This window comes from Roseicella sp. DB1501 (genome assembly GCF_013112485.1).
GTDB lineage: Bacteria > Pseudomonadota > Alphaproteobacteria > Acetobacterales > Acetobacteraceae > Paracraurococcus.
Genome location: NZ_JABFHG010000004.1, coordinates 31592 through 58522, shown reverse-complemented (window position 1 = coordinate 58522; position 26931 = coordinate 31592). Strand labels below are relative to the sequence as shown.

Here is a 26931-nt window from a genome sequence, read left to right as displayed (position 1 = left end):
AGTCTGGCCATGGCCACCAGCCCCCAGGAGGAGGCACGCGCCGCCCTCACCGCCGCCGGCCAGCTGCCCGATGCCGAGATCGACCTCGCCGCGGTCGCGCTGCAATTCGCCCGCATTGACGCGCCGGAGGCTGATTGGCGCGCCGCCGCCGCCGGGCTGACGGAACTCGCCCAGGCCGCCGTCGCCGCCGCCCTGGCCGACCCCGAGGCCGATGCCGGGGATGCCGACCGCCGGCGGGAGGCGCTGGCCGCCGTCATCCACGGCCGCTTCGGCTATGCCGGCGACACCGAGCGCTACGACGATCCGGCCAATGCCAACCTCATCCGGGTGACCGAGCGCCGGCGCGGCCTGCCCGTCGCGCTCGGCATCCTCTGGCTGCACGCCGCCGAGGCGGCGGGCTGGGCGGCGCATGGCGTCGATTTCCCGGGGCATTTCCTGCTGGCGGTCGAGGGCGGGCGCGGCCAGGCGCTGGTCGATGTCTTCGCCGGCGGCACCGGCCTGGCGGCGCCGGAGCTTCGGGCGCTGATCAAGCGGATCGAGGGCGAGCGGGCGGAGCTGCGGCCCGGCCTGCTGCGCGGCATGGACAAGCGCTCGGTGCTGCTGCGGCTGCAGAACAACATCAAGTTGCGCCGGCTGCGCGCCGGCGACCTGACCGGGGCGCTCGCCTGCACCGAGGACATGCTGCGCCTCGCCCCCGATGCCGCCCTGCTCTGGCGCGAGGCGGGGCTGATGAACCAGCGGCTGGACCGGATCGGCGCGGCGCTCGGCTGCCTCGACCGCTCGCTCGAGATCGAGCCGGAGGGCGAGACGGCGCGGCGCATCCGCAACGTGGTGGAGGAGCTGCGGCACCGGCTGAACTGATACGGATGGCCGTTGATGGTGACCCATCAACGGCCCCCTCAGACGCCGGGCGCTCGGCATGAATGGAGCATTCATGCCGCTGGTATGAGCGCCGGTCCCTCCCTCTCTCTACCCCCTGGCGCCCGGCCGCCCTCTCTGCCAACACAGTCGGCCGAGACACCTGCCCCGGGAAGGGAGACAGCCATGGCCCTGCGCGTCGCGGTCCAGATGGACCCGATCGAGAGCATCGACATCAATGCCGACAGCACCTTCGCCCTGATGCTGGAGGCGCAGGCACGCGGCCACCGGCTCTGGCACTACCATGTCCGCAACCTCGCCCTGCATGGCGGGCGGGTGACGGCGCTCGGCGAGCCGGTGACGGTCGAGCGGAAGCATGGGGCGCACTGGTCCTTCGGCCCGCGCGAGGAGATCGACCTCGGCGGCATGGATGTGGTGCTGATGCGCCAGGACCCGCCCTTCGACATGGCCTACATCACGGCCACCCATATCCTCGAGCACATCCACCCGAAGACGCTGGTGGTGAACGACCCGGCCAGCGTGCGCAACGCGCCGGAGAAGCTCTACGTCACGCATTTCCCCGAGCTGATGCCGGAGACGCTGGTCACCGCCGATCGCGGCCAGATCATGAAATTCCGGGAGAAGCACGGCGACATCATCATCAAGCCGCTCTTCGGCAATGGCGGCGCCGGCGTCTTCCACCTGAAGCCGGGCGATTCCAACCTCAACAGCCTGGTCGAGATGTTCACCGAGCGCTCGCGCGAGCCGCTGGTGATCCAGAAATACGTCCCCGCCGTCCGCCAGGGCGACAAGCGCATCATCCTGGTGGACGGCGTCGCGCTGGGCGCCATCAACCGCGTGCCCGCCGAGGGCGAGGCGCGCAGCAACATGCATGTCGGCGGTCGGCCGGAACGGACCACGCTGACCGAGCGTGAGCAGGAGATCTGCGCCCGGATCGGGCCGGAGCTGAAGCGGCGCGGCATGATCTTCGTCGGCATCGACGTGATCGGCGGCTACCTGACCGAGATCAACGTCACCTCCCCCACCGGGCTGCAGGAGATCGCCCGCTTCGACGGCGTGCATCTGGAAAAGGCGATCTGGGACGCTATCGAGGCGAAGCGGCGGGGCGGCTGACCGGCCGCCGGGCCGTATCCGGGCTGAGGGCTTTCCTCACTCCCGCGGCAGCGCCGCCTCGTATTCGGCGCGGAAGGTGGCGAGCGAGCTCGCCAGCACCGTCGCCGCGCCGTCCACCAGCCCGCAACGACCGCTGCCGGGCAGCATGTGGGAGAGGTTGGCCAGCGCCGCCAGGTCGCCGGGCCGGCCGGCGCCGGTGTCCAGCCGCTCCAGGATGCGCGCCACCTGATGCGTGCCGATCTTGCAGGGCGGGCACTGGCCGCAGGAGTTGTTGGCGAAGAAGGAGACGTATTCCGCCGTCTTGCGCAGGATGCTGGTCCCCTCCCCGACCACGATCATCGCCCCGGTGCCGAGGCGCGAGCCGCGCGCCCGCAGGCTGTCGAAGTCGAGCGCCACGTCGAGATCGGCCGCCATCAGCAGGGTGTTCGAGGGGCCGCCGGTGAAGACCGCCTTGAAGGGCCGCCCCGCCAGCATGCCGCCGCCATGGACGAAGACCAGCTCGCGCAGGCTGGTGCCCATGGGCAGCTCGTGCAGCCCCGGCCGCAGCACGTCGCCCGAGAGGGAATAGAGCTTGGTGCCCACCGCCTCGCCCAGGCCGAGGCCGCGATACCAGTCCGCCCCATGCCGCAGGATGTGCGGCACATGCGCCAGGGTCTCGACATTGTTCACCAGCGTCGGGGCGCCATGCACGCCCTGCTCCGCCGGGAAGGGCGGCTTCAGGCGCGGGAAGGGGAAGCCGCCCTCGACGCTGGCGACGGCGCCGCTCTCCTCGCCGCCGATATAGAGGCCCGAGCTTTCCACCACGCGGAGCGCGAGCGCCTGGCCGGTCGCGGCCGTGACCGCGGCGGCCAGCGGATGCGCCTCCCAGGCCGCCAGCGCGGCGCGGCAGGCCGCCACTGCCGCGGCCTCGCGCGGGTTGACGTAGAGCACGAGCTGCGACGCGTGCACCGCGAGGGCGGCGATCAGGGCGCCCTCGATCACCTGATGCGGCGTCTCCGCCAGCAGGAAGCGGTCCTTGAAGGTGCCGGGCTCGTCCTCATTGCCGTTGCAGAGGACCCAGCGCTCGGGGGCGGGCTGGGCGGCGACGGTCGCCCATTTGCGGTGGGTCGGGAAGCCGGCGCCGCCGAGGCCACGCAGCCCGGCCCGCTCCAGGGTCGGGACGATGCCGGCGGGATCCGCCAGAGCGCGGGCGAGGCCCTCGCCGCCGCCCCCTGCCAGCCAGGCCGCGAGGTCGGCGCCGGTGCGGCAGGCCGGATCGGTGAGCACCCTCATACCGAGCGTAGGAAGGTTTCACCTTCCTGCCCCTCAAACGCCGGGCACCGCTTCCAGCGGCTTGGCTTCGCGGCGTCGTGCGAACAGCACGTCTTCGGCATGACGCGCCATTTGGCGCGCCGCCTTACGGCGCGACCCGCGGCGCCCGTTCGGGCGCTCGGCCCTGTGGGCCGCAGGTCGGAACGTCGTGCGCCAGGTATCACGCGGCATGTCCCAGCAGGCCCTCGGCGGTCACGTTGCCATAGGGCGGGAAGAGCAGCGGCCCCTTGCGGCCGAGGTCGATCCCGGCGGCGAGCAGGTCGCGCCGCCAGCCGGCGAGGTGATTGAGACCGAGGTTGCGCGGCCGCTCGGCCCGGGCATCGGCGGCCGCGGCGGCGCCGGCGCGGCGGCCGAAGGCGACCAGCTCCAGCAGGGCATTGCCCATCATGCGGTTGCGGCCGTGCAGCCCGCCCGTCACCTCCCCCGCCGCCAGCAGCCCCGGCAGGGTGGTGCGCCCCGCCGGGTCGATGACCACGCCGCCATTCTGGTAGTGCAGCGTCGGCCGCACCAGGAAGGGCTCGCGCGCCGGGTCGAAGCCGGCGCGATGCGCGAGATGCGAGAGGGTCAGCAGCCGCTTGCCCAGGATGCCGGGCTGCTCGCGCTCCAGGCTCGGCGTATCCAGGAACAGGCCCGCCCCGCCGTCATGCGCCACGCCCCGCCCCTCCGCCAGCTCGCGCAGCATGGCCGAGGCAACCACGTCGCGCGGCGCCAGTTCGGCGACGAAGCGCTCGCCTCGGCCATTGACCAGCCGCGCCCCGGCGGAGCGGGCCGCCTCGCTGACCAGCGTCCCCTTCAAATGCGGCGGCCAGGCGATGCCGGTCGGATGGAATTGGAAGCTGTCCATCTCGCGGAGCCGGGCACCGGCGCGATAGGCCAGCACCAGCCCATCCGCCGTGGCGCCGTAATGGTTGGAGGTGGGGAAGCCCGCGAGGTGCAGCCGCCCCGCCCCGCCCGTCGCCAGCAGGGTGGCGCCGGACCGCACCAGCACCAGCCGCCCCTGGCCGAGATCCTGCAGCACCGCGCCGCCGCAGCGGCCGCGGTCGTCGGTCAGCAGCTCCAGCGCCGGATGCCGGTCCAGCACGGCGATGCCGGGGGTGAGCAGCACCGCCTCGCGCAGCGCCCGCATCATCTCGAGCCCGGTGAAGTCGCGGTAGGAGAGCAGCCGCGCCGCCGTCGCCCCGCCGGGCGTCTTGCGCAGCAGCGTGCCGCCCATGCGCTGCCGGTCGTCGCCGAGGTCGAAGCCCATGCCCTCGCGGATCAGCCAGCGGATGCAGTCCGGCCCGTCGCCCGCCAGCGCCGCGACCAGCGCCTTGTCGGCGGCGAAATGCCCGGCCCGCAGCGTGTCCTCGAAATGCCGCTGCAGGCTGTCCTCGGCGCCGATCGCGGCCTGGATGCCGCCCTCGGCCATGACGGTGTTGCCGTCGCCCATGCGCAGCTTGGTGGCGAGCAGCACCCGCGCCCCCGCCCGCGCCGCGGTCAGCGCCGCCACGCAGCCGGCGCCGCCGCCGCCGAGCACCAGGACATCGGCATCGAGGATCGGCGCGCCGGCGATGTCGATATCGTCGAGCAGGGAATCCGAGAGCAGCAGCCCGGCCAGCTCCGCCGGGCAGGCGGCGCCGGCGCTCGGCCCGGCCTGCAGCGTGACCATGCCGCCGGGGCGGTGATCGGGGTGGAAGCGCTGCAGCAGCTCCGGCACCGGCAGGTCGCAGCTGCGCTCGGGCGCCGGTGCGGCCGCCGCCCAGGCCATCAGGGCGGTGGCGAAGGGGATGCCGGCGACAGGCTCGGCGCTCATGCCGGCGGCCCGCCCGGCGGCTTGCCTGGTCCGGCCCCGGGCGCATCGGGGTCGATCGCCTGGCCGCCACGCTCGATCTCGTGCAGCCGCCGCATCAGGTCGGCGGGACGCAGGGTCAGGGCGGCGCCCATCCGGCGGGCGAACTGGCCAAGATGCGCCGGGTCGATATGCTCTGGGCAGGCGGCGACGCAGAGATTGCACATGACGCAGTGGTCGAAGAGCTCGGCCGCGGCGAAGACCTGGCCCTCGGCGGCCAGGTTGACCATCCGCTGCACCTCGATGCCCTTCGGGCAGGCGCGGTCGCAGCCGCTGCAATGGCGGCAATGCTTCGCCTCGGGAAAGACGCGGTCGATCTGCTCCGGGATGGACCAGCTGTCGCCGAGCGCGGCGAGGTCGTAGGCATGCGGCCGGCGGGCCGGGAAATGGTCGATGAAGGCGACCTGCATCCCCTCCTCCACCGGCACCTCGCAGGCCAGCGCGGTGCCGGCAATGCGCTCGCCCGGCCGGCGCACCAGCACCCGGCAGGCGCCACAGACCCCCTGGCCCAGGCAGCCGACATTCTCGGTGAGCGGCAGGCCGGCCGCGATCCAGGCCTGCAGCAGGGAGATGCCCGGCCGGGTCACTACCTCGTATCCATCGAGGACCAGCCGCAGGGGCTGGTCACCGGGCTCGCCTTCCATGCTCGCCTCGCCATGCTACGGGCCAGCGCCGGGGGTGCCACGCGGCGGCGGGCCGTGCTCCATCCTGGGGCCCATCTTGGGGCAGGGCCGCATCCGCACCAACGAGGCACTGGGTCCAGGCGTTCACCCGGTCGTTCCCGCCGCTCGGGCCAGGCGGGGCGTCCGACACGGCAGCCGGACAAAGAAAAGGGCCGATGCCGAGGCACCGACCCGAGGTTGTGTAAGGAATGGATGCCGCCAGCATGGCCCAGCCTCCCGCCTGCCGGCTGTGCGCCAGAGCACAGTCCGCACGGGAGGCGCGGTCGTCCGCCGGTTGCAAAGCCCATGGGCCGGGCCGGCTTGCCGGCCCCGCGACGCCTCGCCTATCGTTCCCGGCGGCCGCACCGACGAAACCGATAATCGAATGCGGGCGGCCCCTGCCCCACCCATTGCGGTACGACGGAGCCGGCCTGGCCGCGCCTTCGGCGACCAGGAGACGTCCCCATGCCCCGGCTCGGATTCGGTGCCTTCCTCGCCCCCCATCACCCCATCGGCGAGCACCCGATGCTGCAATTCCGCCGGGACCTCGATCTCGTCGAGCATCTCGACCGGCTCGGCTATGACGAGTTCTGGTGCGGTGAGCACCATTCGAGCGGCTGGGAGATGATCGCCTCGCCGGAGATGTTCCTCGCCGCGGCCGGCGAGCGGACCAAGCGCATCAAGCTGGCGACCGGCGTTGTCTCGCTCCCCTACCACCACCCCTTCAACGTGGCGCAGCGCATGGTGCAGCTCGACCACATGACCGGCGGGCGGGTGATCTTCGGCTCCGGCCCCGGCGCGCTGGCCTCCGACGCGCATACGCTCGGCATCGACCCCATGCTGCTGCGCGACCGGCAGGACGAGGCGATCGGCATCATCCGGCGCCTGTTCCAGGGCGAACGCATCTCCTACCGCGGTGACTGGTTCCAGCTCAACGACGCGGCGCTGCAACTGCTGCCGCTGCAGGAGGAGATGCCCTTCGCCGTCGCCTCGCAGATCAGCCCCTCGGGCATGACGCTCGCCGGCAAGCACGGCATCGGCATCATCTCCATCGGCTCGCTCTCGACCGAGGGGCTGAACGCGCTGCCGACGCAATGGGGCTTCGCCGAACAGGCTGCGCGCAAGCACGGCACCACGGTCGATCGGAAGAACTGGCGCGTCCTGCTGAGCTGGCACATCGCCGAGACGCGCGAGAAGGCGCGGGCCGAGGCGCGCGATGGGCTGATGCGGCACCACAACGAATACATCACCGGCACGCTGCAGCGGCCGGGCGCCAAGCCCTTCACGGATCCGGACGAGGCGGTTGAGAAGACCGCCTACGGGCCCGGCGCGGTCGCCACCATCGGCACGCCGGACGACCTCATCGCCCGCATCAAGGAGGTGCTGGCCCTCAGCGGCGGCTTCGGCACGGTGGTCGGCTTCGTGCATGACTGGGCGAACCCCGAGAACACCTTCCGCAGCTGGGACATGGTGGCCCGCTACGTGGTGCCGGAGATCAACGGCTATCTCGCCGGCCTGCGCCGGTCGCGGGAATTCGTCGCCGCCAACCGCGAGTATTTCGACCGGGCCCGCGAGGCGGTGATGGCCAAGATCACCGAGAACGAGTCGGCCGCCGCGGCGTTGAAGGCGACCAGGTCGCAGTATCTGGCGGCCTCGGCCAGCAACCTGCCGGATTTCGACAAGCAGCGGGGGTGAGGGAGCAGGGCCGGGGCGCTCAGCGCGCCTCGATGCCCTGCACGATGCGTTCCGCCATCTCCTCGAAGAACGGGTTCGAGGACATGCGGATCAGCCCGTCGAGCGGCACCCGCAGCGCGCCGCGCTCGCCACGCGGCGCGATGGTGCCGAAATGCACGCCGAAATCCTCGTCAGCCGGATCGGGCGCCATGCCGTAGAGCGAGTCGCCCTGCGGGAAGGGCAGCGCGACATGCGAGAGGGAATAGACCCCCTCCGGCCAGCGCGCCCGCAGCGGCCGGTCGCGCGTTTCCCTGGCGCCGGGCTCGGTCACCCGCGCCACCATGGCATCCTCGCCCTCGCCGGCATTCGTCACCGCGATAGTGCGGTAGCGCCGGACGGCCGGCGGCAGGATACGCCCGAGCGCCGCCTCGGAGGCGGTGCGGAACAGGATGCCGAGCATGCTGTTGCGGTTGATGTCGAACAGCACCAGCTCGCTGCCATTCGCCGGCAGCAGATCGTAGAGGCTGTTGACCACCGCCGGCGTGCTGACGGTGAAATCCAGCACTGACTGGAAGGTGAGCACCGGCGGCAGCCCCTCCAGCCGCCCCTCCCGCGCGCGGCGGTCGAGCTGCGCCTGCAGCGCCCGCGTCAGCCGCCAGGACTGGCGGGCGCCGTTCACCGGGAAGGAGTTGTACTTGAAGGGGTTGAACTCGGCGACGATGCCGAGCCACGCCGCCTTGGCGAAGGTCGGCAACAGCGCCGGCAGGCTGGCCAGCCCGGCGAAGCGGGCGAATTCCGTGATCCCGACCATCGGCGAGATCAGCACGACCCGATCCGGCCGGCCGAGCCGCGGATCGTCCAGCGCCTCCATCGCCTGCTTCATCGCCAGCGCGCCGCCATTGCTGAAGCCGACGACATGCAGCGGCCCGTCCGGCGCCCGCCGGCGCGCCTCGCGCACCGCGAGATGCGTGGCGGCCATCCAGTCCTCCCAGACCGCATCGCTCAGGCCGGCCGGCACGGTGCCATGGCCGGGCAGCCGGATGCCGACCGCGACGAAGCCGCGCGAGCGGTAGAGCCGGGCCAGGTGCCGCAGGCTGTAGGGCGAATCGGTCAGGCCGTGCAGCATCACCACGGCGCCGCGCGGAGGCCCCTCCGGCTCGAGCAGGTAGGACCGGTTCCAGTCCTGCCGGAAGCGCGGAGGATAGACCGGGCTGCCTTCGAAATAGCGGTTGAGCGGCGTGCGGTCCTCGGGCTCGAGCTGCTCCGTCACCTCGCGCCGCACGCTCTCGAAGAGCGTCGCCTCGGCGGCGAGGTAGCCGTCCCAGTCCATGCCCTCGATCCGCGCCGCCTGCAGGTCGGCGGGCACGAAGCGGTGCCAGACATGCAGCGCCGGGCCGGTCTCGGTCTGCCAGATGCGCAGGCCGAGCAGGCCGATGCCGATGCCGAGCAGCACGAACAGGCACCGGCGCAGCAGCCGTCTCGTGGGGACGCCCCTCAATGGCCTGGCCTCCGGACATCTCGCCCGGCCGATCCGGCGGGAGAGGAGTGGTGGTCGCATGGCGCGAGGATCGACCGGTCCAAGGTTCGATGCGACCCGGATTCTCGCCCGCGACGGCCGGGTCTCCCACGGCCGTCCTCAAAGCTTCACTGTACCGAAACGGCCACGCGGTCCAGGTCGCTGTCGTCACTGCGGCAGGACGAGGCGATGCGGCGGGTCGTTGTCACGGGCATGGGGATCATCTGCCCGCTGGGGGCTGGCCTGGAGGCGGTGTGGGAACGCCTGCTCGCCTCGCGATCCGGCATCGGCGCCGTCACCGCCTTCGACAGCCGGGGCCTGCCGAGCCGGGTCGCCGGCCAGGTGCCAGACGGAGCATTGGCGGGGGCGTTGGCCGGGGCGTTGGCTGGCCCGGACCCGTCCGGCCCGGGCGGGGACGGGCTGGCGCCGCAGGCCGAGGCGAATCGCGTCGGCCATTTCGCCATGGCGGCGGCGCGGGAGGCGATGGCGGATGCGGGCTGGCACTCGAACGGGCCGGAGGCGGAGGCGGCCGGCATCTGCATCGGGTCCGGCTGCGGCCGGCTGAAGGCGCTGCACGAGCATGCCCGGCACCATGGCGGCGAGTGCGCGGAACCGGCCGCGCTGCCCTTCTCACAGGCCGCGATGATCCATGAGCTGGCCTGCGAGCTGGCGCGGCGCTTCGACCTGCGCGGCCCGAGGCGCGCCGTATCCACCGCCTGCTCGAGCGGCGCGCATGCGATCGGCGATGCGGCGCGGATGATCGCGCTCGGCGATGCCGCGGTGATGCTGGCCGGCGGCGCCGAGGCGGCGATCTGCGAACTCGGCATGGCCGGCTTCGCTGCGGCGCGGGCCCTTTCCAGCAGCTTCAACGACCGGCCGGCCGCGGCCTCCCGCCCCTGGGATCGCGGACGGGACGGGTTCGTCATGGCGGAGGGGGCCGCGATGCTCCTGCTCGAGGAGTACGACCATGCGCGACGGCGGGGCGCGCGCATCCATGCCGAGCTCGCCGGCTATGGCATGTCGGGCGACGCGCATCACCCGACCGCCCCGGCCGAGGGCCATGCCGGCGCCTATCGCGCCATGGCGCATGCCCTGCGGCGCGGCGGCCTGACGCCGGCCGAGGTGCAATACGTCAACGCCCATGGCACCTCGACGCCGCTCGGCGACGACCTGGAGATCGAGGCGGTGGAACGGCTCTTCGGGGATGCCGCGGCGGGGCTGGCGATGTCGTCCACCAAATCGGCGACCGGCCACATGCTCGGCGCGGCGGGCGCGGCGGAGGCGATCTTCTCCATCCTCGCCCTGCGCGACGGCGCTGCGCCGCCGACGCTGAACCTCGACGAGCCAAGCCGGCGCACGGTGATCGACCGGGTCGCGCGGACGGCGCAGCGGCGGCCGATCCGCGCCGTCCTCTCCAACAGCTTCGGCTTCGGCGGCACCAATGCCAGCCTGCTGTTCCGGGCGGCGTGACCGGCGACGGCGCCGCCGGTCTGATTGCCGCCGCCCTGTGCTTCCCCTGCCGTCTCAGGAATGGAAGACGTAGTCGCCCTCGGCGAGGGTTCTGCCGGCGGCTGCGGTGGCGGCATCGAGCTTGATGGCGATGACGTCGACGCGGTTGACCTCCTCGGTGCCCGGCGTGGCGTAGACGGCGTAGTATTGCAGGCCGACGACCTTGGCGGAGCTGCCGACGTATTCGAGATGGGCGTCGGGGCCGTAGTTGAGGAACTCGATGATGTCGCCCTGGCCGCCGGAGCCGAGGCCCTTGAAGCCGATGATGGTGTCGCTGCCCTTGTCGGCGGTCCAGGTCGTGTCGTTGGGGGCGAAGCGGAAGACGTCGTGGCCGGTGCCGGCATAGAGCATGTCGTTGCCGCCGCCGCCGACGATGATGTCGCTGCCGGTGCCGCCGACGATGGTGTCGCTGCCGAGGCCGCCTTCCATGTAGTTGTTGCCGGCGCCGCCATAGAGCTTGTCGTTGCCGGTGGCGCCGTAGAGGGTGTCGTTGCCGAGGCCGCCATAGACGGTGTCGTTGCCGCCGAGGCCGTTGATCTTCAGGTTGTCGGCGCGAGTGCTGTAGTTGAGCAGGTCGTTGTTGTTGGTGCCGGTGATGGTGGTGGAGATGGGGGCCATTGTGGCTGCTCCGTCACGTTTCGGTGGAGCAACGTATCTGACTTTATCAACCTCTGCGCAAGTATCAAAAAGCGAGACTTGTGGGATTTTCGAGTGAAGTCCGGCCAGCGCCTCGATGGTTGCGACAGAGCGAGATCCCGGTCGTCTCTTCCGGCGAGACAGCCCTGTCCGCCATGGCCTCGGGGTGCAGCGCGGCGATGGGGAAACGATCAACCTCGGCGGCGATCGCGCGCGATGTCGAGAGCGGGTGGGTTGCCCGCTTGGAGCATGCCGCGCTCCCATGCGTTTACGCGGCATGCTCCAGCCTGTCGTGTTGCGGGCCGCTTCACGCGTTCAGATGAATCCATCTGAACGCGGTCTGCTCTATTCGGCGGCCTGCCGGGCCAGGGCCGGATAGTCGGTATAGCCCTTCGCATCGCCGCCATAGAGCGTCGCCGTGTCCAGCGCGTTCAGGGGCGCGCCGCGGCGCAGCCGCTCGACCAGGTCCGGGTTGGCGATGAAGGGCCGGCCGAAGGCGATCAGATCGGCCCGGTCCTCGCGCAGGGCCGCCTGCGCGAGCGCCAGGTCATAGCCGTTATTCGCCATGTAGGCGCCGCGGAAGGCGCGGCGCAGCGCCGCGAAGTCGAAGGGCAGGTTGTCGCGCGGCCCGCCGGTCGCCCCCTCCACCACATGCAGATAGGCGAGGCCGAAGCGGTTCACCTGCTCCGCCACATGGTCGAAGAGCGCCTGCGGATCGCTGTCGGCGATGTCGTTGGCCGGCGAGACGGGCGAGATGCGCAGCCCGACGCGGTCGCCGCCCCAGACCTCCGTCACCGCCGCCGTCACCTCGAGCAGGAAGCGGGCCCGGTTCTCGATGCTGCCGCCATAGCGGTCGGTCCGCCGGTTGGTCTTGTCGCGGAGGAACTGGTCGATCAGGTAGCCATTGGCGCCGTGGATCTCGACGCCGTCGAAGCCGGCCTGCCGGGCGTTCACCGCCGCCTGGCGGTAGTCGTCGACGATCCCGGCGATCTCATCGGTCTCGAGCGCGCGCGGCGTCTGGAAAGGCTGGAAGCCGCTCTCGGTGAAGGCCTGGCCCTCGGGACGGATGGCAGAGGGCGCCACCGGCAGCGCGCCGCCGGGCTGCAGGCTCGGATGCGAGATGCGGCCGACATGCCAGAGCTGCAGGACGATGCGGCCGCCCGCGGCATGCACCGCCTCGGTCACCTGGCGCCAGCCCGCCACCTGCGCCTCGTCATGGATGCCAGGCGTGAAGGCATAGCCCTGGCCCTGGGGCGAGACCTGCGTCGCCTCGGCGATGATCAACCCGGCCGAGGCGCGCTGAGCGTAGTATTCGGCGTTCAGCGGGCCCGGGATGCCCTTGCTGCCGGCGCGGCTGCGGGTGAGCGGCGCCATGACGACGCGGTTCGGCAGGGAAAGCGGCCCAAGCTGGAAGGGCTGGAAGAGATCTGCGGTCATCGGGGTGTCATTCCATGCTGCGGTGCCACAAGGGCATTGCCTGCAAGCTGGGTCGGCTGCGGCCGGCGGCCAATCCAGCCGGCCGCATGGCTGTCATTCAGGCGGTGAATGAAACCCCGTGCCGGAACGGTCGCCTAACGCCCGCAGGTCGGACTTGCCATCGGCCGCCTGCCGGATCGACACTCCCCCGGTCCAGGACAGCAGCTCCGGCGGCCAAGGCATCCGCCCGGCGCGCCGCCGCAACCCGGCGCGCCGTTCAGCAAAACGCGTAGGGGAGGACATCATGGGCAGCGCAACCCAGCAATTCGACGCCATCGTCATCGGCGCCGGCTTCTCCGGCATGCACATGCTGAAATCGCTCCGCGACCGGCTCGGGCTGAAGACCCGCGTCTACGAGGCGGGCGAGACGGTGGGCGGCACCTGGTACTGGAACCGCTATCCCGGCGCACGCTGCGATTCCGACAGCTACATCTATTGCTTCACCTGGGATCGGCAGCTCCTGCAGGAGTGGGAATGGTCCGAGCGCTATCCGGAACAGCCGGAGATCCTGCGCTATCTGGAGCATGTGGCGCAGCGCCACGACCTGAAGCGCGACATCCGCTTCAACACCCGCGTCACCGCCGGCAGCTTCGACGAGGCGACCGGGCGCTGGACCGTGCAGACCGATACGGGCGAGACCGCCTCGGCGCAGTGGCTGATCACCGCGGTCGGCACCCTCTCCGCCCGCAACATCCCCGAGGTGAAGGGCCTCGAGCGCTTCCGGGGCAAGTGGTACCACACCAGCAATTTCCCGAAGGGCGGCGTCGACTTCACCGGCAAGCGCGTGGCGGTGGTCGGCACCGGCGCGACGGCGGTGCAGGCGATCCCGATGATCGCGCAGCAGGCCAAGCAGCTCATCGTCTTTCAGCGGACCGCCAATTACTGCGTGCCGGCGCGCAACGGCAAGGTGGACCCGGAGGTGGTGCAGGCGCGCAAGGCGGAATACGACGCGATCGTCCGGCGCATCCGCGAATCCCCCTTCGGGCAGGAGCACTACGCGATCCCGAAATCGGTGCTGGAGACGTCGCCCGAGGAGCGGGAGCGCGAGTTCGACCGCATGTGGGACCAGGGCGGCTTCGCCTTCTGGATCGGCAACTACCAGGACATGCTGACCAGCCCGGAAGCGAACGAGATCTGTGCCGACTACCTGCGCCGGCGCATCCGCCGCACGGTGAAGGACCCGGCGGTCGCCGAGCGGCTGATCCCGAAGGGCTACTACTACGGCACCAAGCGCCAGCCGCTTGACACCAACTACTACGAGACCTTCAACAAGGACAACGTGCTGCTGGTGGACGCCAAGACCGACGGCGCCATCGAGGACATCACCGAAGGCGGCATCCGCGCCGGCGGCCGCGACTACGCGGTGGACATCATCGTCTTCGCCACCGGCTTCGATGCCATGACCGGCCCGCTGACCGCGCTGAACCTGCAGGGCCGCAGCGGCCACCGGCTGCAGGATGCCTGGGCGGATGGCCCGCAGACCTATCTCGGCATCGCCGTCGCCGGCTTCCCCAACCTCTTCACCATCACCGGCCCGCAGAGCCCCTCTGTGCTGACCAACATGCCGGTCGCCATCGAGCAGCATGTCGAGTGGATCACGGACTGCATCGACAGCATGCGGCAGGCCGGGAAGACGCGGATCGAGGCGCAGCCCGAGGCCCAGCGGGCCTGGGGCGAGCATGTGAACGAGGTGATCGGCCAGACGCTCTTCCCGACCGCCAATTCCTGGTACATGGGCGCCAACATCCCCGGCAAGCCGCGCGCCTTCCTGCCCTATCTCGGCCCCGAAGGCGTCGGCGGCTACCGTCGCCACTGCGATGCCGTGGCGGCCAGGGGCTATGAAGGCTTCGCATTGGCCTGACCGGGGAGCGCAGGCGCATGTCGAATAACGACTACTACTCGCAGGCACTCCATGGCCCCTACGAGACGGAGGAGATCGGCGACCTGGTGCTCGAGGAAGGCGGCACGCTGCGCGGCTGCCGCCTGGCCTACGCCACCTATGGCCAACTCAACGCGAAGCGGGACAACGCCATCCTGGTGCCGACCTGGTATTCCGGCACGCACAAGATCATCGAGCAGGTGCTGATCGGGCCGGGCCGGGCGCTCGACCCGGAGCGCTACTTCATCCTCGTCGTCAACCAGATCGGCAACGGCCTCTCCACATCGCCGCAGAACACGCCGGTGCCGGCCGGCGGGCCGTATTTCCCGAAGGTGCGCATCGGCGACGACGTCGTCGCGCAGCACCGGCTGGTCACCGGCAAATTCGGCCTGGAGCGCCTGGCGCTGGTGGTCGGCGGCTCGATGGGCGCGCAGCAGACCTATGAATGGGCGGTGCGCTATCCGGAGATGGTGCAACGCGCCGCCCCCATCGCCGGGACGGCGCGCAACACGTCGCACGACTTTCTCTTCACCGAGACGCTGGTCGAGGCCATCACCTCCGATCCCGGCTTCGCCAAGGGCTTCTACGCATCGGCGGAGGATGTGCGGGAGGGGCTGCTGCGGCATGCCCGGATCTGGGCGGTGATGGGCTGGAGCACCGAGTTCTACCAGCGGGAGCGGCACAAGCTGCTCGGCTTCTCCTCGCTGGACGACTTCATCCTCAACTTCATGTTCGCCTATTTCCGGGTGATGGACCCGAACAACCTGCTCTGCATGGCCTGGAAGTGGCAGCGCGGCGATGTCTCCCGCCTCGCCGGCGGCGACCTGCGGGCGGCGCTCGGGCGCATCCGGGCGCGCACCTGCATCATGCCGATGACGAGCGACATGTTCTTCCCGCCCGCCGATTGCCAGGCGGAGTGGCGGTTGATCCCGGGGGCCGAGTTCCACCCGATCGAGACGGTCGACGGGCATCTCGCGCTGTTCGGCGCCGATCCGGCGGCGCTGGCGCAGATCGACCGGCACCTGAAGGCGCTGCTCGCCGCGCCGCCGGGGGGATGAGAACTCCCCGCAAAACCGCTTCGCGGCTTTGCGGCCCCCCATGAGCGCCCTCCTGCTCAAGAGCCGTCACAGCCTGCCGCAGCCAAGCCGCGGCCGGACAACGGGCAGCGACGGTTCCGATAGGCGCTTCCGGCGCTGATCGCCGCAGGGGGGAAATCACCCTGAGGCGAGACTCTGCTCTGCAAGCAACGAGATAGAGCGCACCTCGCCGTTCCAGTCAGAGTGAATGCGCTTAAGGGCGCCGTCGCTCAGGCGATGGCGGCCGGGGGCGCGAGGCCCTGCTCCAGCGGCAGCGGCTCCTGGCCCAGCGCCTGCGCCACGGCGGGATGCACGATGCGCCCCGCCTGCACGTTCAGCCCCTGCGCCAGGCCGGGATTGTCGAGCAGCGCCCGCGGGAAGCCGCGGTTCGCCAGATGCAGGGTGAAGGGCAGCGTCGCGTTGTTCAGCGCCAGGGCGCTGGTGCGGGCGACGGCGCCCGGCATGTTGGTGACGCAGTAGTGTACCACGCCGTCCACCAGATAGGTGGGATCGGCATGGGTGGTGGGCCGGGAAGTCTCGAAGCAGCCGCCCTGGTCGATCGCCACATCCACCAGCACGCTGCCCGGCCGCATCCGCCCGACCATTGCCCGGCTCACCAACTTCGGCGCGGCAGCACCGGGGACGAGCACGGCGCCAATGACCAGATCCGCCTCGGTCACCGCCTGCTCCACCGACTCGGTGGTGGCGAAGAGCGTGGCGACCGCGCCGCCGAACTCGCGGTCGAGCGCATCCAGCACCCGCGGGTTGCGGTCGAGCACCGTCACCCGCGCCCGCATCCCGGCGGCGATCCGGGCGGCGTTGGAGCCGACCACGCCGCCGCCCAGCACCGCCACCCGCGCCGGCGGCACGCCCGGCACGCCGGAGAGCAGGATGCCGGCGCCGCCCGCCTCCTTCTCGAGGCAGCGGGCGCCAACCTGCACCGCCATGCGGCCGGCCACCTCGCTCATCGGCGCCAGCAGCGGCAACCCGCCCTGCGCATCCGTCACCGTCTCATAGGCGATGGCGGTGCAGCCACTGCGCATCAGCCCCTCGGCCTGCGCCGGATCGGGCGCGAGGTGCAGATAGGTGAAGAGGATCTGGCCGGGCCGCAGCAGCCGCCATTCCTCGGGCTGCGGCTCCTTCACCTTCACCACCAGCGCGGCGCGGGCGAAGATCGTCGCGGCATCGGGCGCGATGGTCGCCCCGGCGGCGAGATAGGCTTCGTCGGGGAAGCCGGTGCCGGCGCCGGCCTCGGTCTCGACCAGCACCGGATGCCCCTGCGCCACCAGTTCGCGCACCGAGGCCGGCGTCAGCCCGACCCGGTATTCGTGGATCTTGGTTTCCTTCGGGACGCCGACCTGCATCGTTTTTCCCTCGCGGCGCGCCCCGGCGCGATGGCGCCGGCGGGGCCGCATCCTCGCTGCTGCGACGCGCGGGCAAGAGGCCCGGTTTCGTCAACTCATCGCAGGACGCGGCTCAATCCACCGGCAGGAAGACGAAGACCACAGCGGCGACCAGGCAGGCCATGGCGGCGAGATAGGTCCAGCGCAACGGCTCGCCGAGGACGAGGACGCTGAATCCGGCGAAGACGGCCAGGGTGATCACCTCCTGCATCACCTTGAGCTGCTGGCCGCTATAGGCGCCGGTCGTGTAGCCGATGCGGTTGGCCGGCACGGCGAGGCAGTATTCCAGCAGCGCGATCCCCCAGGAGACGAGGATGGCCAGCCAGATCGGCCAGGATGGTCGCTTCAGGTGGCCATACCAGGCGAAGGTCATGACGATGTTGCTGCCGAAGAGCAGCAGGGGCGGCAGGATCAGGCTCTGGTGCATGCAGCCTTCTCGCCTCGCCCCGCCGCGAGGGCAAGCGCCGGCGGCGCCGGCCCGTCGCGGGGCAAGGGTGCCGTCAGGCCGCCCGCTTCTCGATGTTCGGCAGCAATGCGGTGAGGATGCCGAGGACCGGCAGATAGGCGCAGGCGATGTAGACCGACCGGATGCCGACATGATCCGCCAGTTCGCCCAGCACGGCGGCGCCGAGCCCGCCGAGGCCGAAGGAGAAGCCGAAGAAGATCCCGGCCACCAGCCCGATCCGGCCGGGCATCAGCTGCTGGGCATAGACCAGGATGGCCGGGAAGGCCGAGGACATGATCAGGCCGATGATGACGGTCAGGATCACGGTCGCGGTCAGGCCCACATAGGGCAGGACCAGCGTGAAGGGCAGGACGCCGAGGATCGAGAACCAGATCACCGGCAGGCGCCCCACCCGGTCGCTGACCATGCCGCCAAGCACCAGCCCGACCACGATCGAGACCAGGTAGATGAAGAGGTAGAGCTGCGCCGCCTGGATGGAGATGCCGAAGGTCTCGATGAGGTAGAAGGTGTAGTAGCTGTTCAGGCTGGCGGTGTAGACGTTCTTGGAGAAGATCAGCGTCACCAGGATGGCCACGGCGAACAGGACCTTGCCACGGGGCAGGGAGACGGCGCCGGCACCGGTCGACCGCTTCGGCCCGGCATTGCGCTGGTTGCGCGCATACCAGCCGCCGACGCGCGTGAGCATGGCCATCGCCAGTAGCGCGGCGGCCGAGAACCAGACGATGCTGTGCTGGCCATGTGGCACGACGATGAAGGCGGCCAGCAACGGGCCGATGGCCTGGCCGAAATTGCCACCCACCTGGAAGAGCGACTGCGCCATGCCGTAGCGCCCGCCCGAGGCCAGGCGCGCCACGCGCGACGCCTCCGGATGGAAGACGGAGGACCCCACCCCGATCAGCGCCGCGGCCAGGAGGATGACGGGATAGCTGGCCGCCTGCGACAGGGTCAGAAGCCCGATCAGGGTCGAGGCCATGCCAACCGGCAGCGAGTAGGGCGCCGGGCGCTTGTCGGTATAGAAGCCGACGACGGGCTGCAGCAGCGAGGCGGTGCACTGGAAGGCCAGGGTGATCAGCCCGATCTGGCTGAAGGACAGCGCGTAATTCTCCTTCAGGATCGGGTAGAGCGCCGGCACCAGCGACTGGACCATGTCATTCAGCAAATGACAGACGCTCAGCGTCAGCAGCATCGCAAATGCGGTCTCGCCGCCGGAGACGGCAGCGCTTTTTGACTTGGATGTAATTCCTGATCCACTTTCCGCGGCAAGCGTCTGGCGACTCATGATCTGCGATCTCGGCTATGTCGGCGTCGAGTATTACGCCAGTACGGCCGGCGCGCCATTGCCCATGCTCCCGGCAGGTCGCCTGCCGAGGCGGCGCGCCCGAACCATCCCGGGCTCCCGCCTCAGGCTGACCGATCCAGGCGCATCGCCTCCGGCGGCAGGCGGCGCAGCAGGTAGAGCATGATGCCCATGGCCGGCAGCGCCGCCGCCGTGGTCAGCAGGAAGAAGTCCGGCCAGCCGAGCGCCTCGGCGAGCCAGCCCGAGGTGGCGCCGAGCGTCCGCAGCGGCAGCGCGGCGAGGGAGGAGAGCAGCGCGTATTGCGTCGCGGTGAAGGCCCGGCTGGTCAGCAGGGACAGCCAGGTGAGGAAGGCCGCATCGGCCAGCCCGTCGGTGAAGCTCTCGATGCCCACCTGCGCCCAAAGCATCGGCATGTCGTGCCCGGCCGAGGCGAGGGCGACATACATCAGGTTCGACAGCATCTGCCCGAAGCCGGTCACCACCAGCGCCCGGCGCACGCCGAGCAGCCCGACCAGCCAGCCGCCCACCAGGGCGCCGCCGAGCGTGGCGACCATGCCGAAGACGGTGGCGACCGTCGCCACATCCTCCCGGCTGAAGCCGAGGGAGCGGTAGAAGGGTGTGGTCATGACGCCCGCCAGCGCCTCGCCCAGCTTGAACAGGGCGATGAAGAGCAGGATGGCGAGCCAGAGCGGCCGGCGGGTGAAGTCCAGGAAGGGGTCGAGCACCGAATGGCGCAGCCGCGCCCGCCAGCCGATGGCCGCCACCGGCCGCGGCGGCGGCTCCGGCCCCAGCAGCGTCGCCCCCAGGCCGACCAGCATCAGCGCCGCGCCGTAGAAGAAGGCGCCGCTCCAGCCGAAGGGCTCGACCAGCATCAGCGTGCCGGCGCCGCTCGCCAGCAGCGCCATCCGGTAGCCCCAGACATAGGCGGCGAGGCCGAAGGCCTGGCGTTCGTCATCCTCCCCCAGCACCTCGATGCGGTAGGCATCGACGACGATGTCCTGGCTGGCCGAGAGGAAGGCGACCAGGGCGGCGAGCAGCGAGGTCGTCACCGGGTCGATCGCCGGGTTGCTCAGCCCGACGGCGGCGATGGCGGCGACGAGGGTGAGCTGGATGGTGAGCAGCCAGCCGCGGCGCTGGCCGAGCAGCGGCGGCGGCAGCGCATCCAGCGCCGGGGACCAGAGGAATTTATAGGCATAGGCCAAGCCGATCAGCGCCGTCAGGCCGATGGCCGAGAGGGAGAGGTTGCTCTCCGCGAACCATTGCCGCAGCACCTGCCCGGCCACCAGCGGCAGGGGCACGCCGGCCGAGAAACCGAGGGCGAAGAGGAGAGGAAAGCGCCGGTCCCGCCACAGGGCGGCGGATCCGGCACGAACTGGAACGCCATCGGCCATGCACGCCCCGCTAGCAGAAGCCCCCCTGGCCGCCTACAGAGGATTGGGTCCGCACACCCCGAACCGGCGCAGCGTGACGTCCGCGCCGCAGGCCGGCGGGCTTCGCCCCGTTGCGATGCCATGCAAGGGTGTCGCAAGAATGACTCACAGCGGCTCGCCGGCACCGCTGCCTCGGTTCGGCGTCGGGAAGCACCATTCCTCGCCGCGCGGGGTGGTGACGTATTCCGGCCAGCGCAGATCAACCGGCGGGTCGAAGTCCGGCGGCAGCAGCGGGCCGACCCAGCCCGCGCCGCCGATGCCGCCGCCGGTCCGCTCGCGGAACTCGGCCTGCGCCGCCGCCAGCATGGCGGACTCCGTCGCCAGGTCGACCAGGGTCAGCGCCATGGTCTTCGCCGCGACGAAGAGGCCGGGATCGATCGCCGCGGGCAGGCCGCCGAGCGCGTTGTAGGCCCAGGTGGGATAGGCATAGCCCGGTTCGGGCGGCCGCAGCCGCGGCCGGGCGGCGAGCAGCCGCACGGTCGGCGCGTGCCAGCAGAACTCGACATAGTCATCGGCCGAAAGGTGCTTCTGCCAGGCGGGCAGGCCGGCCCGCAGCGCCGCCTCGTTCTCCTCCGGCGGGGTCAGCCGCGTCACGCTGGCGATGAAGGGGTCCGGCATCGGCTCCAGACCGAGCTCGCGCTGGATGGCGCGGCCGAATTCCAGCGCCGCCTCGCCATAGCGGGGCGCGCCCACCGCCTGCAAGTTCCTCCAGGTGAGCTCGGTCATCACCGTGTTCGGCAGGCCGACCCGGGTCTTCGTCACCCAGCGCACATGCGCCGTGCAGCCGGTGATGGCGGCGGCGTGCCGGGCATTCTGCGCCAGCACCCGCCAGATCTGCTCCTGGATGCCGAGGGAGGAGGAGCGCCAGGAATACTGGATCTGCGCGAAGCGCGGCGTCAGGTTGTCCGAGGTGGCGCCGGCATCGCCCAAGACGAACTCGTTCAGCGTCCAGGAGCCGGCATGCGGGAACATCGCCTCCTTGGTGTACTTCGTCGTGGTGTACATCAGGCACAGCGCATCCAGCGCGCCCGGGCAGCGCGCGACGGCATGCGCCGCATCGATCGGCATCAGCGAGGGATCGACCCACCGCTCCGGCGCCTCGGCCTCGAAGGTGATGACCGCGGACCAGTAGGCGCCGAACTGCGTCTCGGCGGTCACCGTGTTCAGCGGCCAGGGGTGCCAGACCACGGCAGCATCCAGCCCGTCGTAATAGCCCTTGGCGGCATGGATCGGCTTGGAGCCGCAGACCTTCTCTGCCGGCTCGCCGAACAGCACCAGCGCGCCGGGCACGCCATGCGCCTGCATCGCCGCCCGTGCGCCGAGGATGGCGGCGAGGGAGGCGGTGCCGAGCATGGAATGCGGATCGGTATGGCCGGCGGCATAGGGGTGCAGCCCCGCGCGCGGCGCCTGGCGGGGCACCACCTGCTGCGAGTTGCCCGGCACCGCGTCGTATTCCGCGAAGCCCGCCAGCACCGGCTTCCCCTCGCCCCAGCGGGCGACGAAGGCGGTCGGCATGCCGCCCGAGCCGGCCTCCACCGCGAATCCCTCGGCGCGCAGCAGCTCCACATAGTCGCGGGCCGAGCGGTATTCGCGCCAGGCCGGCTCGGCATGCGCCCAGATGCGGGCATTGAAGGCGGAGAGCCGCGCCTCGTTGGCGGCGATCCAGTCGAGCGCGGTCGCGCGGACGGCATCCTGGCCGGCCATGGTCAGGCGCGCCCCGCCGGGCAGGTCGCAGCGAGGGTGAGGCGGTCGCATCGGCGCATCGGGCGGTCTCCCGGGAGAGGGGGTTGGGCAGGGTGCGGGCTGCCGACCCATCCTCAGCCCGGCAGCTCCTCGAGCACCAGCTCGGCCGTGATGCAGACCGCATTGGCGCCCGGCGCCACCCGGCCGGCATGCACGCGGCCCCGCATGTCGGCGAGCGCGACGGCCACCGCGCCGCGGCCCCCCATCACGCCGCCGCCGGTGACCAGCAGCTCGGTGGCGATGTCCTCGGTGCCGCCGCCCTCGCGGAAGCGCGGCGCGACAAGGCTGCCGACCCCGCCGCGCAGCACCGCGCCGGCGAAGCCATGCGCCGCGCAGGCCTCCTCCAGCGCCGCGACCATGTCGGTGTTCGGCCGCAGCCGCAGCACCAGGGCGCGCCGCCCGCCCGCAGGGCCAGACAGGGGACCGGAGATGGCAACAGGCTGGAAGAGGCTGAAATTCGTCTCGGCATCCTCGCCGACCGCGAAGCCGGCGTCGGCCAGGCCCCAGGCCCGCGCCGTGACCGGAGCCTGGAGGATCGTCTCCTCGGGCAGCACATGGCCGGCGCGGCGGCCCTCGCCCTCTTCCCAGATCGCATGGCAGTGCAGCCATGCCGCGCCGTCGCGCGTGCCGAAGGTCACGCAGGCCCGCTCCAGCCGGGCGCCGCCCGCCGGCGCATGCGGGGCGCTGTACCAGGCCGCGTGGCGCGCATCGGGCGCGTGGGCCGGCAGCACATAGGCGAAGGGATCGCAGCGGCCGCCCCGCAGCTCCAGCACGGCGCTGGAGAAGCCGGCCCGCAGGAGCGGCGCCGCCACCGCCTGCAGCAGGCTCGCCCCCGGCGGCAGGATCAGATCGAGCGCCTGGCTCCGGGCGGGCAGGCAGAGCAGCCGGGGCTGCAGCGCCAGCCCGGGCTGCGCCAGGAATGGCGCGCGCGACAGGGGGGATGGCTGGGTCATGATACGGTTCCTCCCCGTCCGCGGCCCCTTCTTCGGCCCCCTCCGGGGCGTGCAAAATACCGCCTCGCCGCCTTGCACGACATGGTCTAAGACCCGCCGCACCGGCAGTCCACGCCATGGCCGGGGGAGCACGCCAGCGGGAGCATCCAGCTCGGGCCGGCGGACCGAAGAGCCTCCCCCACCGAATGCACTTGGGGGAAACACCAGATGGTCCGTCTCGATCGCCGCAGCCTGCTCGGTGCCTCGGCTGTGCTGGCAGCGCCTGGGCTGCTCGCGCACCCGGCCCATGCGGCCGAGTTCACCTACAAATACGCGAACAACCTGCCCGACGCCCATCCCATGAATGTCCGCGCCAAGGAGGCGGCGGCGCGGATCAAGGAGGAGACCGGCGGCAAGGTCGAGATCCAGATCTTCCCGAACAACCAGCTCGGCTCGGACACCGACATGCTGAGCCAGGTACGCTCGGGCGCCATCGAGTTCTTCACCCTCTCCGGCCTGATCCTCGCTACCCTGGTGCCGCCCGCCTCGATCAACGGCCTCGGCTTCGCCTTCCCCGATTACGATGCGGTCTGGCGGGCGATGGACGGCCCGCTCGGCGCCCATATCCGCGCCCAGATCGGCAAGGCCGGCCTCGTCGTCATGGACAAGATCTGGGACAACGGCTTCCGCCAGATCACCACCTCAACCAAGCCGATCGCCTCGCCCGAGGACCTGCGCGGCTTCAAGATCCGGGTGCCGGTGAGCCCGCTCTGGACCTCGCTCTTCCAGGCCTTCGGCGCGGCGCCGACCAGCATCAATTTCTCCGAGGTCTATTCCGCCCTGCAGACCCGGGTCGTCGACGGGCAGGAGAACCCGCTGGCCATCATCTCCACCGCGAAGCTGTACGAGGTGCAGAAATACTGCTCCCTCACCAACCACATGTGGGATGGCTTCTGGATGCTCGGGAACCGCCGGTCCTGGGTGGCGCTGCCGAAGGACGCGCAGGAGGCGGTGGCGAAGAACTGGAACGCCGCCGCGGTGGCGGAGCGGGCGGATGTGGCGAAGCTGAATGCCGGCCTGAAGGCCGAGCTGGAGAAGCAGGGCCTCGCCTTCAACCAGCCCGAGACCGGCCCCTTCCGCGAGGCGCTGAAGAAGGCGGGCTTCTATGCGCAGTGGAAGCAGCGCTACGGCGACGAGGCCTGGGCGATCCTGGAGCAATCGACCGGCGCGCTGACCTGACGCCATGCAGGCGGCGGAGGAGATGACGCCGGCGGCACCGTCCGGCCTGCGGCGGCGGCTCGGCCAGGCCGAGGCCGGGCTCGGCCTGGCGGTGGAGGCCGCGGCCGGCCTGCTGGTCGCGGTCGAGACGGTGGTTCTGCTGGCCGGCGTCATGGCCCGCTACGTCTTCCACAACTCGCTGGTCTGGTCGGACGAGCTCGCCTCCATCCTCTTCCTCTGGCTCGCCATGCTCGGCGCGGTGGTCGCCTTCCGGCGCGGCGAGCACATGCGCATGACGGCGCTGGCGACGCGCGCCCCGCCGGCCCTGCGCGGGATGCTGGAGGCGCTCGCCGTCGCGGCGCCGATCCTCTTCCTGCTGCTCCTGCTGCATCCGGCGATCGACTACGCCGTCGAGGAGAGCTTCATCACCACCCCGGCGCTCGAGATCCCGGGAAGCTGGCGCGCCGCCGCCCTGCCGACCGGCCTCGGCCTGATGCTGCTGATGGCGGTCTCGCGCCTGCTGCGCCTCGGCGGCGCCGGCCGGGTGCTCGGCGCCCTGGCGCTGGTCCTGGCTGTCGCCGGCGGGTTCTGGCTGGCTGGCCCGGTGCTCGCGCCGCTCGGCAACCTCAACCTGCTGATCTTCTTTGTCGGGCTGGTGGCGGCGACGGTGCTCGCCGGGGTGCCTATCGCCTTCTGCTTCGGCCTTGCCACCTTCGGCTACCTGGCGCTGACCACGCGGGTGCCGATCATGGTGGTGGTCGGGCGGATGGATGAGGGCATGTCGCACCTCATCCTGCTCGCCGTGCCGCTCTTCATCTTCCTCGGCAGCCTGATCGAGATGACGGGCATGGCGCGGGCGATGATCCGCTTCCTGGCGAACCTGCTCGGCCATGTGCGTGGCGGCCTCTCCTATGTGCTGATCGGGGCGATGTACCTCGTCTCCGGCATCTCGGGGGCCAAGGCGGCCGACATGGCGGCCGTCGCGCCGGTGCTCTTCCCCGAGATGCGCGAGCGCGGCGCCAAGCCGGGTGACCTGGTGGCGCTGCTGGCGGCGACCGGCGCGCAGACCGAGACCATCCCGCCCTCCCTCGTGCTGATCACCATCGGCTCGGTCACCGGCGTCTCGATCGGCGCGCTCTTCACCGGCGGGCTGCTGCCGGGGGCGGTGCTTGCCCTGGTGCTCGGCCTCGTCGTGCGCTGGCGGCACCGCGGCGGGGGCGCGGCCCGCGCCGCCATGCCGCCGGCCGGGGAGATCCTGCGCAGCTTCGTCATCGCCCTGCCGGCGCTTGCCCTGCCCTTCCTGATCCGCGCCGCGGTCATCGAGGGCGTGGCGACGGCGACCGAGGTCTCGACCATCGGCATCGCCTACGGCGCGCTCGCCGGCTTGCTGATCTACCGTCAGTTCGACTGGCGCCGGCTGGGGCCAATCCTGGTCGAGACCGCCTCGCTCTCGGGCGCCATCCTGCTGATCATCGGCGCCGCGACCGGCATGGCCTGGGCGCTGACGCAATCGGGCTTCTCGCGCGACCTGGCCACCGCCATGGCGGCGCTGCCGGGCGGGCAGGCCAGCTTCCTCGCCGTCTCCATCCTCGCCTTCGTCATCCTCGGCAGCGTGCTGGAGGGCATCCCGGCCATCGTGCTGTTCGGGCCGCTGCTCTTCCCCATCGCCCGGACCATGGGGGTGCACGAGGTGCACTACGCCATGGTGGTGATCCTCGCCATGGGCATCGGCCTCTTCGCGCCGCCCTTCGGCGTCGGCTACTACGCCGCCTGCGCCATCAGCCGCATCCACCCGGACGAGGGCATGCGGCCGATCTGGGGCTACATGCTGGCGCTGCTCATCGGCACCATCGTCATCGCCGCGGTGCCCTGGATCTCGATCGGCTTCCTCTGATTCCGATGCCCCTCAAACGCCGGGCGCATCAGCCCGGCGGGATCTCAGCGGCCAGCACCTGGCCGGATTCGCTCTCGGTGATCAGCAGCGTCGTGCCGTCCGGGGCGAAGCAGCAATTGGTCGGCATCCGCCCATGCCCGGTGCAATCCAGCTGGAACAGCACCTGGCCATGGGCGTCGAGGCCCCAGACCTGGCCATGGCCGGGATTGGCGATGAAGAGCCGGTCCTTGGCATCCACTGCCATGCCGTCCGGGCCGCTGGTGCCGGGGGGCAGGCGGGCGAAGCAATTCGCCTTCCCCACCTGAGCGTCGGGCCGCAGGGCGAAGCGCCAGACCTCGCAGCTCCGCGTCATCGCCACGTAGCAATGCGTCCCGGCGCGATTGAGCGCGATGCCGTTGGGACTCGGGCCGTTGCCGATCAGCCGATCCAGCCGGCCATCGGGCCAGAGGCGGAAGACCCGGCCGCTCGGGTCCTGCAGCCCGGTCTGTCCCTGGTCGGTGAAGAGGATGGCGCCGGCGGCGTCCACCACCAGGTCGTTCAGCCCCCGGAACCCCTCGGACAGAACCGTCTCCAGCACCGGCGCGACGGCGCCCGTCGCCGGATCGAGGCTCAGCAGCCCATGGCGGTAGTCGGTGATCAGCAGCGCGCCGGCATGCGCGCCCTGGGCCGGCCCGCGAGCCATGCCGTTCGGCCAGCCCTCATACTCGGCGACCAGGTCCCAGGCCTGTGGGCCGACGCGGAAGATGCGGCCGTTCGGGATGTCGGTGACGAGGAAATGACCTGCGGCATCGAAGCAAGGCCCCTCGAGGAAGCTGTCGATCGCGGCCCCGCCCCGATTCGCATCCGACCAGGCGGTGCGGCGCGGGCGGCGATGCGCCTCGGGCAGGCGCGCGAAGGTGCGGACCGGCAGCGGCCGCGGCGGGCTGAACCACATGCCCGCAGCCTGCCGCCGGAGGCCGGAGCCGGCAAGACGGAGGGTTGAGCGGCGG

21 protein-coding genes are annotated in these 26931 nt (G+C 71.2%); 8 read left to right on the top strand and 13 right to left on the bottom strand.

From position 1 onward, the window contains the following. The first annotated feature begins 9 nt into the window (after positions 1-9). Entirely contained in the window at positions 10-861 is an 852-nt protein-coding gene (locus tag HJG45_RS09230; protein WP_171611843.1) for a SirB1 family protein, read from the top strand. Between the two features lie 183 nt (positions 862-1044). After that, positions 1045-1992, top strand: a complete 948-nt coding sequence (gshB, locus tag HJG45_RS09225; protein WP_171611842.1) for a glutathione synthase — start codon at positions 1045-1047, stop codon at positions 1990-1992. 36 nt (positions 1993-2028) lie between these two features. Here the strand turns inward: gshB and HJG45_RS09220 are convergent, their stop codons facing one another. The 3 genes from HJG45_RS09220 to HJG45_RS09210 form a co-directional block, all read right to left on the bottom strand. Then, positions 2029-3264, bottom strand: a complete 1236-nt coding sequence (locus HJG45_RS09220) for an NADH-quinone oxidoreductase subunit F (protein WP_171611841.1) — start codon at positions 3262-3264, stop codon at positions 2029-2031. A 199-nt stretch (positions 3265-3463) separates the two neighbouring features. Then, positions 3464-5095, bottom strand: coding sequence for an FAD-binding protein (locus HJG45_RS09215; protein WP_171611840.1), 1632 nt, complete (start codon positions 5093-5095; stop codon positions 3464-3466). Continuing rightward, the gene (locus HJG45_RS09210; protein ID WP_171611839.1) at positions 5092-5775 is read right to left on the bottom strand and encodes a 4Fe-4S dicluster domain-containing protein; all 684 of its coding nucleotides are present in this window, start codon (positions 5773-5775) and stop codon (positions 5092-5094) included. Before HJG45_RS09210 ends, HJG45_RS09215 begins: the two co-directional genes overlap by 4 nt. Positions 5776-6258: 483 nt before the next feature. Between HJG45_RS09210 and HJG45_RS09205 the strand changes: the two genes are divergently transcribed. After that, positions 6259-7488 carry an LLM class flavin-dependent oxidoreductase gene (locus HJG45_RS09205; protein WP_171611838.1) on the top strand — a complete coding sequence of 410 codons (1230 nt, stop codon included), beginning with the start codon at positions 6259-6261 and terminating at the stop codon, positions 7486-7488. 19 nt (positions 7489-7507) lie between these two features. Here HJG45_RS09205 and HJG45_RS09200 read toward each other — a convergent pair whose 3' ends face one another. Then, the gene (locus tag HJG45_RS09200) at positions 7508-8965 is read right to left on the bottom strand and encodes a carboxylesterase (RefSeq protein WP_254452408.1); all 1458 of its coding nucleotides are present in this window, start codon (positions 8963-8965) and stop codon (positions 7508-7510) included. A gap of 207 nt (positions 8966-9172) precedes the next feature. On the opposite strand from HJG45_RS09200, the gene HJG45_RS09195 reads away from it, so the two are divergent. Further along, a complete protein-coding gene (locus tag HJG45_RS09195) occupies positions 9173-10453 on the top strand; it encodes a beta-ketoacyl-ACP synthase II (RefSeq protein WP_171611836.1) in 1281 nt (426 codons plus the stop codon). Between the two features lie 54 nt (positions 10454-10507). On the opposite strand, the gene HJG45_RS09190 is transcribed toward HJG45_RS09195, so the two are convergent. Together HJG45_RS09190 and HJG45_RS09185 are read right to left on the bottom strand one after the other, a co-directional pair. Further along, positions 10508-11110, bottom strand: a complete 603-nt coding sequence (locus HJG45_RS09190; protein ID WP_254452407.1) for a calcium-binding protein — start codon at positions 11108-11110, stop codon at positions 10508-10510. A 363-nt stretch (positions 11111-11473) separates the two neighbouring features. Next, positions 11474-12565 carry an alkene reductase gene (locus HJG45_RS09185; RefSeq protein ID WP_171611834.1) on the bottom strand — a complete coding sequence of 364 codons (1092 nt, stop codon included), beginning with the start codon at positions 12563-12565 and terminating at the stop codon, positions 11474-11476. Positions 12566-12848: 283 nt separating this feature from the next. Between HJG45_RS09185 and HJG45_RS09180 the strand changes: the two genes are divergently transcribed. Both HJG45_RS09180 and HJG45_RS09175 read left to right on the top strand, forming a co-directional pair. Next, positions 12849-14465: an NAD(P)/FAD-dependent oxidoreductase gene (locus HJG45_RS09180; protein WP_174890433.1), complete on the top strand. Its 1617-nt coding sequence runs from the start codon at positions 12849-12851 to the stop codon at positions 14463-14465. Positions 14466-14482: 17 nt separating this feature from the next. Next, positions 14483-15541: an alpha/beta fold hydrolase gene (locus HJG45_RS09175; RefSeq protein WP_171611833.1), complete on the top strand. Its 1059-nt coding sequence runs from the start codon at positions 14483-14485 to the stop codon at positions 15539-15541. 248 nt (positions 15542-15789) lie between these two features. Here HJG45_RS09175 and ald read toward each other — a convergent pair whose 3' ends face one another. From ald to HJG45_RS09145, 6 genes are all read right to left on the bottom strand, one after another. Continuing rightward, positions 15790-16923 (bottom strand): alanine dehydrogenase, encoded by a 1134-nt coding sequence (gene ald, locus HJG45_RS09170; RefSeq protein ID WP_171611832.1) that lies wholly within the window; start codon positions 16921-16923, stop codon positions 15790-15792. Positions 16924-17035: 112 nt separating this feature from the next. Further along, positions 17036-17389 (bottom strand): DMT family protein, encoded by a 354-nt coding sequence (locus HJG45_RS09165; RefSeq protein WP_171611831.1) that lies wholly within the window; start codon positions 17387-17389, stop codon positions 17036-17038. A gap of 73 nt (positions 17390-17462) precedes the next feature. Next, complete coding sequence (locus HJG45_RS09160; RefSeq protein WP_254452406.1) at positions 17463-18614, bottom strand: MFS transporter; 1152 nt, start codon at positions 18612-18614, stop codon at positions 17463-17465. Between the two features lie 215 nt (positions 18615-18829). Beyond that, positions 18830-20116, bottom strand: coding sequence for an AmpG family muropeptide MFS transporter (locus HJG45_RS09155; RefSeq protein WP_171611829.1), 1287 nt, complete (start codon positions 20114-20116; stop codon positions 18830-18832). Between the two features lie 144 nt (positions 20117-20260). Continuing rightward, a complete protein-coding gene (locus tag HJG45_RS09150) occupies positions 20261-21910 on the bottom strand; it encodes an amidohydrolase (protein ID WP_254452405.1) in 1650 nt (549 codons plus the stop codon). Positions 21911-21972: 62 nt separating this feature from the next. Next, positions 21973-22851, bottom strand: a complete 879-nt coding sequence (locus HJG45_RS09145; RefSeq protein ID WP_171611828.1) for a PCC domain-containing protein — start codon at positions 22849-22851, stop codon at positions 21973-21975. 207 nt (positions 22852-23058) lie between these two features. Here HJG45_RS09145 and HJG45_RS09140 point away from each other — a divergent pair, with 207 nt between their 5' ends. Beyond that, entirely contained in the window at positions 23059-24069 is a 1011-nt protein-coding gene (locus HJG45_RS09140; RefSeq protein WP_171611827.1) for a TRAP transporter substrate-binding protein, read from the top strand. A gap of 4 nt (positions 24070-24073) precedes the next feature. Further along, positions 24074-25942 carry a TRAP transporter large permease subunit gene (locus HJG45_RS09135; protein WP_171611826.1) on the top strand — a complete coding sequence of 623 codons (1869 nt, stop codon included), beginning with the start codon at positions 24074-24076 and terminating at the stop codon, positions 25940-25942. A 28-nt stretch (positions 25943-25970) separates the two neighbouring features. Here HJG45_RS09135 and HJG45_RS09130 read toward each other — a convergent pair whose 3' ends face one another. Further along, positions 25971-26876, bottom strand: a complete 906-nt coding sequence (locus tag HJG45_RS09130; RefSeq protein WP_171611825.1) for an SMP-30/gluconolactonase/LRE family protein — start codon at positions 26874-26876, stop codon at positions 25971-25973. Between the last annotated feature and the right edge of the window lie 55 nt (positions 26877-26931).

Coding starts and splice junctions, on each gene's coding strand:
- HJG45_RS09230 (WP_171611843.1), top strand. CDS start 10: ATGGCCACCAGCCCCCAGGAGGAGGCACGCGCCGCCCTCACCGCCGCC.
- gshB (WP_171611842.1), top strand. CDS start 1,045: ATGGCCCTGCGCGTCGCGGTCCAGATGGACCCGATCGAGAGCATCGAC.
- HJG45_RS09220 (WP_171611841.1), bottom strand. CDS start 3,264: ATGAGGGTGCTCACCGATCCGGCCTGCCGCACCGGCGCCGACCTCGCG.
- HJG45_RS09215 (WP_171611840.1), bottom strand. CDS start 5,095: ATGAGCGCCGAGCCTGTCGCCGGCATCCCCTTCGCCACCGCCCTGATG.
- HJG45_RS09210 (WP_171611839.1), bottom strand. CDS start 5,775: ATGGAAGGCGAGCCCGGTGACCAGCCCCTGCGGCTGGTCCTCGATGGA.
- HJG45_RS09205 (WP_171611838.1), top strand. CDS start 6,259: ATGCCCCGGCTCGGATTCGGTGCCTTCCTCGCCCCCCATCACCCCATC.
- HJG45_RS09195 (WP_171611836.1), top strand. CDS start 9,173: ATGCGGCGGGTCGTTGTCACGGGCATGGGGATCATCTGCCCGCTGGGG.
- HJG45_RS09190 (WP_254452407.1), bottom strand. CDS start 11,110: ATGGCCCCCATCTCCACCACCATCACCGGCACCAACAACAACGACCTG.
- HJG45_RS09185 (WP_171611834.1), bottom strand. CDS start 12,565: ATGACCGCAGATCTCTTCCAGCCCTTCCAGCTTGGGCCGCTTTCCCTG.
- HJG45_RS09180 (WP_174890433.1), top strand. CDS start 12,849: ATGGGCAGCGCAACCCAGCAATTCGACGCCATCGTCATCGGCGCCGGC.
- HJG45_RS09175 (WP_171611833.1), top strand. CDS start 14,483: ATGTCGAATAACGACTACTACTCGCAGGCACTCCATGGCCCCTACGAG.
- ald (WP_171611832.1), bottom strand. CDS start 16,923: ATGCAGGTCGGCGTCCCGAAGGAAACCAAGATCCACGAATACCGGGTC.
- HJG45_RS09165 (WP_171611831.1), bottom strand. CDS start 17,389: ATGCACCAGAGCCTGATCCTGCCGCCCCTGCTGCTCTTCGGCAGCAAC.
- HJG45_RS09160 (WP_254452406.1), bottom strand. CDS start 18,614: ATGCTGCTGACGCTGAGCGTCTGTCATTTGCTGAATGACATGGTCCAG.
- HJG45_RS09155 (WP_171611829.1), bottom strand. CDS start 20,116: ATGGCCGATGGCGTTCCAGTTCGTGCCGGATCCGCCGCCCTGTGGCGG.
- HJG45_RS09150 (WP_254452405.1), bottom strand. CDS start 21,910: ATGCGACCGCCTCACCCTCGCTGCGACCTGCCCGGCGGGGCGCGCCTG.
- HJG45_RS09145 (WP_171611828.1), bottom strand. CDS start 22,851: ATGACCCAGCCATCCCCCCTGTCGCGCGCGCCATTCCTGGCGCAGCCC.
- HJG45_RS09140 (WP_171611827.1), top strand. CDS start 23,059: ATGGTCCGTCTCGATCGCCGCAGCCTGCTCGGTGCCTCGGCTGTGCTG.
- HJG45_RS09135 (WP_171611826.1), top strand. CDS start 24,074: ATGCAGGCGGCGGAGGAGATGACGCCGGCGGCACCGTCCGGCCTGCGG.
- HJG45_RS09130 (WP_171611825.1), bottom strand. CDS start 26,876: ATGTGGTTCAGCCCGCCGCGGCCGCTGCCGGTCCGCACCTTCGCGCGC.